General features: G+C 72.9%; 10 protein-coding genes. 2 read left to right on the top strand and 8 right to left on the bottom strand.

All coding sequences use genetic code 11. From position 1 onward, the window contains the following. Positions 1-163: 163 nt before the first annotated feature. Entirely contained in the window at positions 164-856 is a 693-nt protein-coding gene (locus AB0D48_RS15065) for a metal-dependent transcriptional regulator (protein ID WP_362395597.1), read from the bottom strand. 233 nt (positions 857-1,089) lie between these two features. On the opposite strand from AB0D48_RS15065, the gene AB0D48_RS15070 reads away from it, so the two are divergent. Continuing rightward, a complete protein-coding gene (locus AB0D48_RS15070; protein WP_362395599.1) occupies positions 1,090-1,845 on the top strand; it encodes an SIS domain-containing protein in 756 nt (251 codons plus the stop codon). Between the two features lie 145 nt (positions 1,846-1,990). Here AB0D48_RS15070 and AB0D48_RS15075 read toward each other — a convergent pair whose 3' ends face one another. The 3 genes from AB0D48_RS15075 to pdxH form a co-directional block, all read right to left on the bottom strand. Beyond that, positions 1,991-3,307 carry a PAS domain-containing protein gene (locus AB0D48_RS15075; RefSeq protein WP_362395601.1) on the bottom strand — a complete coding sequence of 439 codons (1,317 nt, stop codon included), beginning with the start codon at positions 3,305-3,307 and terminating at the stop codon, positions 1,991-1,993. Positions 3,308-3,456: 149 nt separating this feature from the next. Beyond that, positions 3,457-4,062 (bottom strand): PH domain-containing protein, encoded by a 606-nt coding sequence (locus AB0D48_RS15080; RefSeq protein WP_362395603.1) that lies wholly within the window; start codon positions 4,060-4,062, stop codon positions 3,457-3,459. A gap of 536 nt (positions 4,063-4,598) precedes the next feature. Continuing rightward, on the bottom strand, positions 4,599-5,270 hold the full coding sequence (gene pdxH / locus AB0D48_RS15085) for a pyridoxamine 5'-phosphate oxidase (RefSeq protein WP_362395605.1): 672 nt from the start codon (positions 5,268-5,270) through the stop codon (positions 4,599-4,601). A 200-nt stretch (positions 5,271-5,470) separates the two neighbouring features. Here pdxH and AB0D48_RS15090 point away from each other — a divergent pair, with 200 nt between their 5' ends. Further along, positions 5,471-6,577: a citrate synthase 2 gene (locus AB0D48_RS15090; RefSeq protein WP_362395607.1), complete on the top strand. Its 1,107-nt coding sequence runs from the start codon at positions 5,471-5,473 to the stop codon at positions 6,575-6,577. Positions 6,578-6,643: 66 nt separating this feature from the next. Here AB0D48_RS15090 and AB0D48_RS15095 read toward each other — a convergent pair whose 3' ends face one another. The 4 genes from AB0D48_RS15095 to AB0D48_RS15110 form a co-directional block, all read right to left on the bottom strand. Next, on the bottom strand, positions 6,644-7,255 hold the full coding sequence (locus AB0D48_RS15095) for a TetR/AcrR family transcriptional regulator (RefSeq protein WP_362395609.1): 612 nt from the start codon (positions 7,253-7,255) through the stop codon (positions 6,644-6,646). Beyond that, on the bottom strand, positions 7,243-8,001 hold the full coding sequence (locus AB0D48_RS15100; protein WP_362395611.1) for an enoyl-CoA hydratase family protein: 759 nt from the start codon (positions 7,999-8,001) through the stop codon (positions 7,243-7,245). Before AB0D48_RS15100 ends, AB0D48_RS15095 begins: the two co-directional genes overlap by 13 nt. A gap of 406 nt (positions 8,002-8,407) precedes the next feature. Then, a complete protein-coding gene (locus tag AB0D48_RS15105; protein WP_362395613.1) occupies positions 8,408-9,568 on the bottom strand; it encodes an acyl-CoA dehydrogenase family protein in 1,161 nt (386 codons plus the stop codon). Then, on the bottom strand, positions 9,565-11,499 hold the full coding sequence (locus tag AB0D48_RS15110; protein ID WP_362395615.1) for a biotin carboxylase N-terminal domain-containing protein: 1,935 nt from the start codon (positions 11,497-11,499) through the stop codon (positions 9,565-9,567). The genes AB0D48_RS15105 and AB0D48_RS15110 overlap by 4 nt, the downstream gene beginning before the upstream one ends. Positions 11,500-11,505: the final 6 nt, after the last annotated feature.

Raw genomic sequence — 11,505 nt, forward strand, 5'->3', positions numbered from 1 at the left:
ACAGGGAGGCGGGCCGCTCGGGGAAGACGGTCCGAAGGGGACGACCTTGAGAGCTCGGGGCTCCAGGTCACAAGGGGAGGACCGGTCCCGGCGCCGTGAGGCGCCGGGACCGCCCACACCGGGGACCCCGAACGGGATCGATCCCTACGACGTCAACGCGCCGTCAGCGCTTCGCCACGAACACGTGCGAGGCGATATCCGCCGCCAGCTCGGCGGCCTCGCCGCCGCTGCCCACCAGCACACCACCCGCGGACGCGGTCACGCTCACCACCGAGCCGGGCTGCACGCCCGCCCGCCGCAGCGTGTACATCAGCTGCGCGTCCGTCTGGATCGGCTCCCCGATCCGGCGCACGACCACGGTCTTGCCGTCGGCGCCCGGGTCCAGCTCGGCCAGGCTGATCATGCCGTCCGCCAGGAACGGGTCCGCCTCCGCCTTCTCCCCCAGCTCCTCCAGGCCCGGGATCGGATTCCCGTACGGCGATTCCGTCGGGTGGCGCAGCAGCTCCAGCACGCGCCGCTCCACCGCCTCGCTCATCACGTGCTCCCAGCGGCAGGCCTCGGCGTGCACCTGCTCCCACTCCAGGCCGATGACGTCGACGAGCAGGCACTCGGCCAGCCGGTGCTTGCGCATGACGCGCGTCGCCAGCCGCCGCCCCTCCTCCGTCAGCTCCAGGTGCCGGTCGCTGGCGACGGCCACCAGGCCGTCCCGCTCCATGCGCGCCACCGTCTGGCTCACCGTCGGTCCGCTCTGGTCGAGCCGCTCGGCGATACGGGCGCGCATGGGGACCACACCTTCCTCTTCCAGCTCGAGGATGGTGCGGAGATACATCTCCGTGGTATCGATCAGTCCGGACATTCGTGCCCCTCGGATTGCGTGCGCTGGCCCTGCCCCCAATTCTGACGCATCGGGCCGACAACCGTCCCGTGCCGAGCGTCAAGCCCTCTCCAGGACATCTCCCCGGACATCACCCGGACATCTCCGCGTTGCCTTCGTCCCGGGATTGACGTTCGTATTGACACGCCCTTGGTCCAGACCGCACGGTGAGCGGCGGACACGGACGCACCCCACCCCCGGAAGGCCATCGGCGTATGAGCGAGAGCAAGCTGGCCGGTCAGTTCTTCGACGCCGCCATCGGCCTGCTGGAGCGGGTGCGGGACGAGGAGGGCGCCCGGATCGCCGAGGCCGGCTCCCTCGTCGCCGACGCCGTCGCCTCCGGCAACCGGCTCTTCGCCTTCGGCGCCGGGCACTCCTCGCTCCCCGCCCAGGACGTCGTCTACCGGGCCGGCGGACTGGCCCTGATGAACTTCCTCGCCGTGCCGGGCACGGCCGGCATCGACGTCATGCCCGCGACGCTCGGCAGCGCCCTGGAACGGGTCGACGGCCTCGCCGGCGCCGTCCTGGACAGCAGCCCCGCCTCCGACGGCGACGTCCTCGTGATCATCTCGCTCTCCGGGCGCAACGCCCTGCCGGTCGAGATGGCCATGAACGCCCGCGCCATCGGCCTCAAGGTGATCGGCGTGACCTCGGTGGCGTACGCGACCGGGACCAAGTCGCGGCACGTCTCCGGCACCTTCCTCAAGGACCACTGCGACGTCGTCCTCGACAGCAAGATCGCGGTCGGCGACGCCGAGCTGTCCCTCGACGGCATCGACGCCCCCTTCGCCCCCGCCTCCACCGTCGTGACCAGCGCGATCATGCAGGCGGTCATGGCGGCGGCCGCCGGCGAGCTCGCCGCCCGCGGCGTGGAGCCCCCGCTGCTGCGCTCGGGCAACGTCGACGGCGGCCACGAGTGGAACGGCCGCGTGATGCAGGAGTACGGCGACCGGATCTTCTTCCGCCACTAAGGGCTTGCAGAGAATTAACCTGCGATCGAACACCCTGCATGAGCTGGCCTGTCAAGAGCTGAAACACGCACGTTAATTCTCTGCAAGCCCTTAGCCCCCCTTCCGGGCGATCTTCGGGGGCCAGGCGGGGATTGCGGAACGGTCCTCAGCGGGCCGCCAGGTCCAGATCCGCCGCGATCCGGGCCGCGACCTCCTCCGCGTACGCCGCGTCCGCGCGCTCGAAGGCCGCCCGCGAGGGTCCGCGCACGAACGTCAGCGCGCCCAGGGTCCGCCCCCGGCTGCGCAGCACCGTGCACAGCACGTGGGCCGCGCCCTCCGGCCACTGCCGGGTCCGCGCCCACTGCGGGTCCGCCTCCCCGCGCGGGGCGCTCGTGCGCACCGAGCCGATCCGGTCCAGCGCCTGCAGCGCCGGATGACCGGCCTCGTACCGTACGGGGATCGACCCGGGCCCCGGCAGCGCGGGCGGCGCGACCGCGGAGCGTACGAGCCGGCGCCGCTCGGGGCCGGCCGACGGGTCCAGTACGTCGAGCAGCGCGTGCTCGGCGAAGCCCGCGAGGGCGAAGTCCAGGCGTACGGCGGCCGCCTCGGCCGGATCCTCGCACTCCGCGGCGGCCCGCCCGGCGCGGTGCAGCTGATGGGACCGGAACCGCAACTGCGCGGTGTCCAGCTGGGCCTGCCGGGCCTCGGTGACGTCCTGGAAGAGCCATCCGACCCCGAGCGGCACCGGCTCCTCCGCCAGCGGCGAGGCCAGCCGCAGGAACCCGCACCGCAGGCACCGCCGCCGCACCCCCTCCGCGGTGCGCACCGAGACCCACAGCTCCACCGGCGCGGGCGGAGCCCCCTCCGCGAGCACGTGCTGGAGGGCGCCCTCCAGCTCCTCCACGCCCTGCGCGAGGAGCTCCCCCAGCGGGCGGCCGAGCAGTGCGGTGGGCCCGGCCCCGAGGGCGCGCGCGGCGTGCGCGTTGACCACGGCGGGCCGCAGGTCGACGTCGACGAGGACCACGCCCCACGCGGCGTCCTCCAGCAGGGCCTCGCTCAGCGCGATGGACCGTTCCAGGTCGATCTGGGCGTGCACCTCGCTGAAGGCGCAGTACACCCCGGCGGGTTTCCCGTCCGCGCCCGGCACGCCGGCCGACTGGGTGCGTACGAGGACGCGCCCGCCGTCCTTGGTCAGCAGCGCGAACTCGTGCACCCGCCGGCCCGGCACGTCCTGGGCGGCCATGAGCCTGTCCTGCACGTCCTGCGCGTCGGCGGCGCGCACCGCCCATCCCTCGAAGCCCTTGCGCCCCACGGCCTCCGCGGCGGACCAGCCCAGGATCCGCTCGGCCTCGCGGTTCCAGTGGGTGATCACGCCGTCGGAGTCGAACGCGCACAAGGCGGCGTCCATCCCGTCCAGCAGCGCTGCGAGCAGATCGTCGTCGGTCTCGTTACGTCCGGTCTCGTTACGTCCGAAAGCACTCACCTGGCACCCCCAGCAGGTGTTCGCGTGTGCGGCACGTCAGATCATTGAACTGGAACGTGACGCAGCCCACACCCCGTTCCTCCGAATACCCCGGAATGATCCGGTTCGGGCGGGGCTGGTGGGGGGCGGCCACACACGACCGCGGGGGGTCAGCCGCCGGCGAAGAGGAACACCAGGAACACGATCAGACCGAGGAAGAGCAACCCGGAGAACCAGGCCACCGCCCCCAACGCGCGCGCCTCCCGCCGGTCGCGCCGCTCGATCCGCCGCTCCGCGTCCGCACTCGGCTCCCAGCCCTCGCCGCGCAGCTCGGCCCAGGCGGCCCGGATGACCGCGATCTCGCGGTCGACGGCCACGTGGATGTCGTCCACGTACATGAGCTGCACGCGCTTGCCGTCGGCTCCGTAGGCGTACGCGATGACCTTCGGCGCGTTCGCGGCCATGGAGGCGCTCGGATTGGGCACGGCGCGGATGTCCTGGACGTCCTCCCAGGCCAGGCGGCGGGTGCGGACCAGGGTCCGCACCCGGATTCCCTTGAGGTCCACGGAGGTGACACACCGCCGGGCGGCGATCACCAGCCACCCGAAGAAGGCCAGCAGCCCGCCGGTGACCAGCGACTTCACCCAGCCGGGAATGGCCTCTTCGCTCCACACGGGCGTCAGGACCGCGAGAGACCCGACCCCCATGACCCCGAGCAGAACGGCCGTCCGGCCGGGCTTGATCCGATAGTCGCGCGGCAGCGCCTGCACGCCCATGTGCCCACCCCCTGGGTCAAGGGGCTCAGTGTAGGGGTGAACTCCCTTTGAGTGGAGGCTAGTTGTGAAACAGACGGGCCGCGGCTCGTGCGCCGGAACCACCCCGGACCGCTGCGGCCTCCCGCGCCTGCGGCGGCCTCGGAAGGCTGGCCCGGCACCCCGATGGATACGCGAATGAATTCACCCCGGAAATTCGATTGAGCGGGCAGCGCGGACCTGCTTAGAGTGGTCCCACACTGAAAGGAGGTGATCCCGGAAATGTACGAATTCCGGACGCGTGAGGTGACTGCGGGCTAGCGCCCGTCGTCGCACGCACCCAGTGCGGTGCCCGGCGGGAATGCCAGGCGCCAATCCACAGCAGTCACCCGACCCGCGGGCTCGCCGGCACGTCCGGCCGGCTTCTCCCACTGCAGGGGGAGAGACCCGAGCCCGCGGGTCGTCTGCGTTCGCGGGCCCGCGGGGCTACGGATCTGCGGGGTCCATGCGTCCAGCCGGTCTCAGAACCTACGGGTCTCGGCACTCACCGGTCTCAGGACCTACGGGCAGAGCCGCTCGACGCGCCACTCGTCGGGCTCCGCGCCCTCCCGGACGTACCGCAGGCGGTCGTGGAGGCGGTTCTCGTGGCCCTGCCAGAACTCCACCTCGTCGGGGGTGACCCGGATGCCGCCCCACTCCGGCGGGACCGGTACCTGCTCGCCCTCCGGGTAGCGGGCGGCGAGCTCGGCGTAGCGGCGGTCCAGTTCCGCGCGGGAGCCGATCACGCTGGACTGCTCGCTCGCCCAGGCGCCCAGCTGCGAGCCGTGCGGGCGGGAGCGGAAGTACGCCGCCGTCTCGTCGCGGCCGATACGGGCCGCCGTGCCGGTGACGACGACCTGGCGGGAGATCGGGTGCCACGGGAACAGCAGGGCGATGTGCGGGTTCGCGTCGAGTTCACGGCCCTTGCGGGACGCATAATTGGTGAAGAAGACGAAGCCCCGCCCGTCGAACTGCTTGAGCAGCACCGTACGGGAGCTGGGGCGGCCGTCGGGGGTCGCCGTGGAAACGATCATGGCGTTGGGTTCGAAGAGGTGCGAGGCGGCGGCCTGCTGGAACCACCGGTCGAACTGCCGCATCGGGTCCTCCGCGAGGCTGTCCTCCTCCACGATCTCCGAGCGGTACTGCTTGCGCATGATGGCGGGGTCAAGGTCCTGGTGGGTCACGCTGGCCATCCTGCCGCAGCGGGACCGTCGGCGGTGTGCCGTATGTCACGCTTCCGCAGTCCATCCGGAACGGACAAAATCTTGGGGCCGGTCCGAGGGTCCCCGCACGGATGACCATCGGCCGTGCCGGGCATCAACGGGGATGACCGCGCCGGACCGCGAATCACGCCGGGAGCCGCGCGTGTTCGCACTATCTGAGGAGCCGCCTGATGTCCGACTTCGTACCCGGGCTCGAAGGGGTCGTCGCGTTCGAGACGGAGATCGCCGAACCGGATAAGGAAGGCGGTGCGCTCCGCTACCGCGGGGTCGACATCGAGGACCTGGTCGGTCACGTCTCCTTCGGGAACGTGTGGGGTCTGCTGGTCGACGGTGCCTTCAACCCCGGGCTGCCCGCCGCCGAACCCTTCCCCATCCCGGTCCACTCCGGTGACATCCGCGTCGACGTGCAGTCCGCGCTCGCCATGCTCGCCCCCGTGTGGGGTCTGAAACCGCTCCTGGACATCGACGAGCGGACCGCGCGCGACGATCTCGCGCGGGCGGCCGTCATGGCGCTCTCGTACGTCGCCCAGTCCGCCCGCGGCCAGGGCCTGCCGATGGTGCCGCAGCGGGAGATCGACAAGGCCGAGTCCGTCGTCGAGCGGTTCATGATCCGCTGGCGGGGAGAGCCGGACCCCAAGCACGTCAAGGCCGTCGACGCGTACTGGACCTCGGCCGCCGAGCACGGCATGAACGCCTCCACGTTCACCGCGCGGGTGATCGCCTCGACCGGGGCGGATGTGGCGGCCGCCCTGTCCGGCGCCGTCGGTGCGATGTCGGGGCCGCTGCACGGCGGGGCGCCGTCCCGCGTCCTCGGCATGATCGAGGAGATCGAGCGCACCGGCGACGCCGTGGCGTACGTGAAGAGGGCCCTGGACAAGGGCGAGCGGCTGATGGGCTTCGGACACCGCGTCTACCGGGCCGAGGACCCGCGTGCGCGCGTGCTGCGGCGCACGGCCAAGGAGCTGGACGCGCCGCGCTACGAGGTGGCCGCCGCGCTGGAGAAGGCCGCCCTGGAGGAACTGCACGCGCGCCGCCCCGACCGGGTGCTCGCGACGAACGTGGAGTTCTGGGCCGCGATCATGCTGGACTTCGCGGAGGTCCCGGCGCACATGTTCACCTCGATGTTCAGCTGCGCCCGCACCGCCGGGTGGTCGGCCCACATCCTGGAGCAGAAGCGCACCGGCCGCCTGGTGCGACCGTCGGCCCGCTACATCGGGCCGGGGCGGCGTGACCCCCGCGACATCGTGGGGTACGCCGACATCGCCGAAACGGCCTGACCGCCGCGTTTTCAGGGCGTCGCATCCCCACGTGCCGGGGTCGCGGCGCCCTTCGCGTGCCCGCGTTCAGCCGAGGGACGCGTCCAGGATGCGGGCCCACTGGGCGACCACGCGGGCGCGGCGGGCCGTGTCGTCGGTGAGGACATTGGCGAGGCCGAGGCCGCGGGCCATGTCGAGGAGGCCCTGCACCGTCTCGCGTACGCCGGGGACGGATTCGTCGGCGCCCAGCAGTTCGACGGCGATGCGGTGGGTCTCGCGGCCGACGCGGGCCTCCAGTTCGGTGACCCTGGGGCGCAGCTGTTCCTCGTTGGAGGCGGCCACCCACAGCTGGAGGGCGGCCCGGAAGAGGGTGCCGGTGTACAGGTCCACGAGCGCCTCCACCACGGAGGTGCGGGCGGCGGGGCCGGCGTGGAAGAGGTCCCGCAGGGCGGTGGACCGCTCCTCGGCGACGTACTCGACGGCCGCGGTGAAGAGGTCCTCGCGGGTCGGGAAGTGGTGCTGGGCCGCGCCGCGGGAGACGCCGGCGCGTTCGGCGACGACGGAGACGGTGGAGCCGGCCCAGCCGTGTTCGGCCAGGCAGGAGACGGCCGCCTCCAGGAGGTGGCGGCGGGTGACGCGGCTGCGGGCCTGCTTGGGCCCCTGCGCGGGGCCCTGCTTCGGGCTGGTCACAGCGACCATGACGGGTCCCGGCGCTCGAAGCGGGCGGTGATGCCCTCACGGGCCTCGGCGGAGGCGAAGAGTTCTGCCGACAGCTCCGTCAGGCGGGCGCCGTCGCGCTCCAGGACCTCGCGTACCGCGGCGGAGGTCAGCGCCTTCGTGGCGGCCAGGCCCTGCGGGGAGGCCTTGCGCAGGCCGGCGAGGACGGGCTCCAGGGCCCCGTCGACGTCGTCGGCGTGCAGGGTGAGCAGGCCGATCCGGGTCGCTTCGGCGGCGTCGAAGCGTTCCGCGGTCAGGAAGTAGCGGGCGGCGGCGCGCGGGTCGAGGCGCGGGAGCAGCGGCATGGAGATCACGGCGGGGGCGAGGCCGAGGTGGGTCTCGGTGAAGGCGTACGAGGACTGCGGTCCGGCGGCGGCGATGTCGCAGACGCCGAGCAGTCCGAGACCACCGGCCCGGACGTGGCCGGTGACGCGGGCGGCCACCGGCTTGGGCAGCTCCGCGATCTCGCGGAGCAGGGCCAGGAAATCGGCAGGTGCGGAAGGGGACTTGAGGTCGGCGCCGGCGCAGAAGGTGGTGCCGGTGTGGGTGAGGACGAGGGCGCGGACTTCCGGGTCCGCGGCGGCGGTGGCGAGAGCGGAGCGGAGGTCTCCGACGAGGGCCGCGGAGAGCGCGTTGCGGTTGGCCGGGGAGTCCAGGGTGAGCGTGGCGACGCCGGCGGCTTGCGTGGCGTGCACGGTTCCTCCGGAGCGGGTGTGCGGATGGGCCATGTCTCCTCCGGAGGGGGTGGGCGTAGGGGCTGGGTCTCCCGGGGGGAGGGTATGCGGTACCCGTGCCGCGGGCGGGCTCGGGTGCGCCGGGGCCGGTGCCCTGCCGGGGGCTTGGCAGGGGCGGGCTCGGCTGCGCCGGAGCGGGTGCCCCCCGCGGGGGCTTGGCCGGGGCGGCTCGGCTGCGCGGGGGCCGGGGGTGGGGCAGGGTGTCGGCCGGGACTGCATGTTTATGGCGCCATGGGTCGTGCTTCGGTCCTTACGGGCTTGGTGCGCGCCACAAATCACGTTCTACGTCCCGGTCGACACCCCGCCCCACCCCCGTCCCCGGGCGAAGCCGAACCCCGCCACGTCGGCGATTGAGGCGCGGGGTCCGGGGGCGGGGCCTCGGGAGAACGGGCGCACGGACCTAGTACGACTTGGGGAGGCCCAGGGTTTGGTGGGAGATGAAGTTGAGGATCATCTCGCGGCTGACCGGGGCGATGCGGGCCACGCGGGCGGCGGTGATCAGGGAGGCCAGACCGTATTCGCGGGTGAGGCCGTTGCCGCCGAGGGTGTGCACGGACTGGTCCACCGCCCGCACGCAGGCCTCGGCGGCCGCGTACTTGGCCATGTTCGCGGCCTCGCCCGCGCCCATGTCGTCACCCTCGTCGTAGAGATGGGCGGCCTTCTGCATCATCAGGCGGGCCAGTTCCAGTTCGATGTGGGCAGCCGCGAGGGGGTGCGCCACGGCCTGGTGGGCGCCGATGGGGTGCTTCCAGACCTGGCGGGTCTTGGCGTAGTCGACGGCCTTGGCGAGGGCGTAGCGGCCCATGCCTATGGCGAAGGCGGCGGTCATGATGCGTTCGGGGTTGAGTCCGGCGAAGAGCTGGAGGAGCCCCGCGTCCTCGTCGCCGACCAGGGCGTCGGCGGGGAGCCGCACCTCGTCCAGCGTCAGTTCGAACTGCTTCTCCGCCGCCTGGAGTTCCATGTCGATCGGCACGTGGGCGAAGCCGGCGGCGTCCGTGGGGACGATGAAGAGGCACGGCTTGAGGCGGCCGGTGCGGGCGTCTTCGGTGCGGCCGACGATGAGGGTGGCGTCGGCGACGTCGACGCCGGAGATGAAGACCTTGCGGCCGGTGAGGATCCAGTCGTCGCCGTCGCGGCGGGCCGTGGTGGTGATCCGGTGGGAGTTGGAGCCGGCGTCGGGTTCGGTGATGCCGAAGGCCATGGTGCGACTGCCGTCGGCGAGTCCGGGGAGCCAGGCCCGCTTCTGGGCTTCGGTGCCGAAGCGGGAGATGACCGTCCCGCAGATGGCGGGTGAGACGACCATCATGAGCAGCGGGCAGCCCGCGGCGCCGAGTTCTTCGAGGACGATGGACAGCTCGGCGATGCCGCCGCCCCCACCGCCGTACTCCTCGGGCAGGTTGACGCCGAGGTAGCCGAGCTCGGCGGCGTCGGCCCACAGCTCGTCGGGGTGACCGCCCTCGCGGGCGAGGCGGGCGAGGTACTCGCGGCCGTACTTCTGCCCGAGGGCGGCGACCGCCGTGCGCAGGGCCTTGTGTTCATGGGTCTCGATGACGGAGCTCATGCTTGCGATTCCTCCTGGACTACGGCGAGCAGGGCGCCGAACTCGACCTGCCGGCCGGTGACGGCGTGGAGCGCGGTGAGCGTGCCGGAGGCGGGAGCGAGGATGCGGTGCTCCATCTTCATGGCTTCCAGCCAGAGCAGGGGCTGCCCGGCGGTGACGGGGCTGCCGGGGGCGAGGCCCTCGGCGACGCGGACGACGGTGCCGGGCATGGGGGCGAGCAGGGAGCCCGGTTCGGTGCGGTCCTGGGGATCGGCGAACCGGGGGACGGGGGTGAGGGTGTGGGATCCGTCGAGCGCCGAGTCGACGTAGACCTCGCGCCTGTTCGAATTTTGTTTCACGTGGAACATGCGGCGGATTCCCTCGACTTCGAGGGTGACCAGGGAGGGGCTCGTGGCCAGGACGCGGACGCCCGGGTGGTCCACAGGGTGGTAGCGGACCGTGTACTCGGTGGCCGCGGTGCCGGCCGCCGTGTAGCGGCGGGTCTGGGGCTGGGAGCGGACGTTGCGCCAGCCGCCGAGGCGGGTGGCGAGCGGGGCGCCGGGGGCCGGGGCGGCTTCGGCGAGGGCTGCGGCCAAGGCCGACAGGGTGGCGTCAGGGGCTGCGTCGGTGAGGGCGGTGAGGTGGCGTTCGTAGAAGCCGGTGTCGAGCTGTCCGGCGGTGAACTCCGGGTGGCGCAGGGACCGTACGAGGAGCTCGCGGTTGGTGGTGAGCCCGTGGATGCGGGCTCCGGCGAGGGCGTGGGCGAGGGCGCGTACGGCCTCCGCGCGGGTCGGGGCGTGGGCGACGACCTTGGCGAGCATGGGGTCGTAGTGGATGCCGACGGTGTCTCCGTCGGCGAAGCCGGTGTCCACGCGGACCTCGCCGGGGACGGCGAGGGTGTGCAGGACCCCGGTCTGGGGGCGCCAGTCCTGGGCTGGGTCCTCGGCGTAGAGGCGGGCCTCCACGGCGTGGCCGGTGGGCGGCGGCGGTGTCAGGGGCAGGGCCGTGCCCTCGGCGACGCGCAGTTGGAGGGCGACGAGGTCGATGCCGTAGACGGCTTCGGTGACGGGGTGTTCGACCTGGAGCCGGGTGTTCATCTCCAGGAAGTACGGGCGCCCGTCGGCGGTGACGAGGAACTCGACGGTGCCCGCGCCCTGGTAGGAGACGGCGCGGGCGGCGGCGACGGCGGCCTCGTGGAGGCTCTCGCGCAGGCCGTCCGGCAGTCCCGGCGCGGGCGCCTCCTCGATGACCTTCTGGTGGCGCCGCTGGAGGGAGCAGTCGCGGGTGCCCAGCGCCCAGACGGTGCCGTGGGCGTCGGCGAGGATCTGCACCTCGACGTGGCGGCCGCGCTCCACGTAGGGCTCGGCGAAGACCTCTCCGTCGCCGAAGGCGGAGCGGGCCTCGGCGCGGGCGGCCTCCAGCTCCTCCTCGAGGGCGTCGAGATCGCGGACGACGCGCATCCCACGGCCGCCTCCCCCGGCTGCGGCCTTCAGGAGGAGCGGCAGGTCGGCGGAGGTCGCGGTGGCCGGGTCGACGGGGTCGAGGAGCGGGACCCCGGCGGCGCGCATCAGTTCCTTGGCGCGGGTTTTGGAGGCCATGGCCTCGATGGCCTCGGGCGGCGGGCCGATCCAGGTCAGCCCGGCGGCCCGGACTTCGCGGGCGAAGTCTGCGTTCTCGGAGAGGAAGCCGTAGCCGGGGTGGACGGCGTCGGCCCCGGCGGCGAGGGCCGCCTTGATGATCAGGTCGCCGCGCAGGTAGGTGTCGGCGGGGGCCGCGCCGGGGAGTCGTACGGCCGCATCGGCGGCGCGGACGTGCAGGGCATCGGCGTCCGGGTCGGAGTGGACGGCGACGGTGGCGAGGCCCAGGGCGCGGGCCGTGCGGAAGACGCGGACGGCGATCTCGCCGCGGTTGGCCACCAGTACGGCCGACAGGACGGTGCTGGGCAGGGTCATGAGGGG

The sequence above is a fragment of the Streptomyces sp. NPDC048269 genome (assembly GCF_040652395.1).
Classification (GTDB): Bacteria; Actinomycetota; Actinomycetes; order Streptomycetales; family Streptomycetaceae; genus Streptomyces.

Excerpts from the sequence above, each read along its gene's own strand:
- AB0D48_RS15065 (WP_362395597.1), bottom strand. The coding sequence starts at position 856 with ATGTCCGGACTGATCGATACCACGGAGATGTATCTCCGCACCATCCTC.
- AB0D48_RS15070 (WP_362395599.1), top strand. The coding sequence starts at position 1,090 with ATGAGCGAGAGCAAGCTGGCCGGTCAGTTCTTCGACGCCGCCATCGGC.
- AB0D48_RS15080 (WP_362395603.1), bottom strand. The coding sequence starts at position 4,062 with ATGGGCGTGCAGGCGCTGCCGCGCGACTATCGGATCAAGCCCGGCCGG.
- pdxH (WP_362395605.1), bottom strand. The coding sequence starts at position 5,270 with ATGGCCAGCGTGACCCACCAGGACCTTGACCCCGCCATCATGCGCAAG.
- AB0D48_RS15090 (WP_362395607.1), top strand. The coding sequence starts at position 5,471 with ATGTCCGACTTCGTACCCGGGCTCGAAGGGGTCGTCGCGTTCGAGACG.
- AB0D48_RS15095 (WP_362395609.1), bottom strand. The coding sequence starts at position 7,255 with ATGGTCGCTGTGACCAGCCCGAAGCAGGGCCCCGCGCAGGGGCCCAAG.
- AB0D48_RS15100 (WP_362395611.1), bottom strand. The coding sequence starts at position 8,001 with ATGGCCCATCCGCACACCCGCTCCGGAGGAACCGTGCACGCCACGCAA.
- AB0D48_RS15105 (WP_362395613.1), bottom strand. The coding sequence starts at position 9,568 with ATGAGCTCCGTCATCGAGACCCATGAACACAAGGCCCTGCGCACGGCG.
- AB0D48_RS15110 (WP_362395615.1), bottom strand. The coding sequence starts at position 11,499 with ATGACCCTGCCCAGCACCGTCCTGTCGGCCGTACTGGTGGCCAACCGC.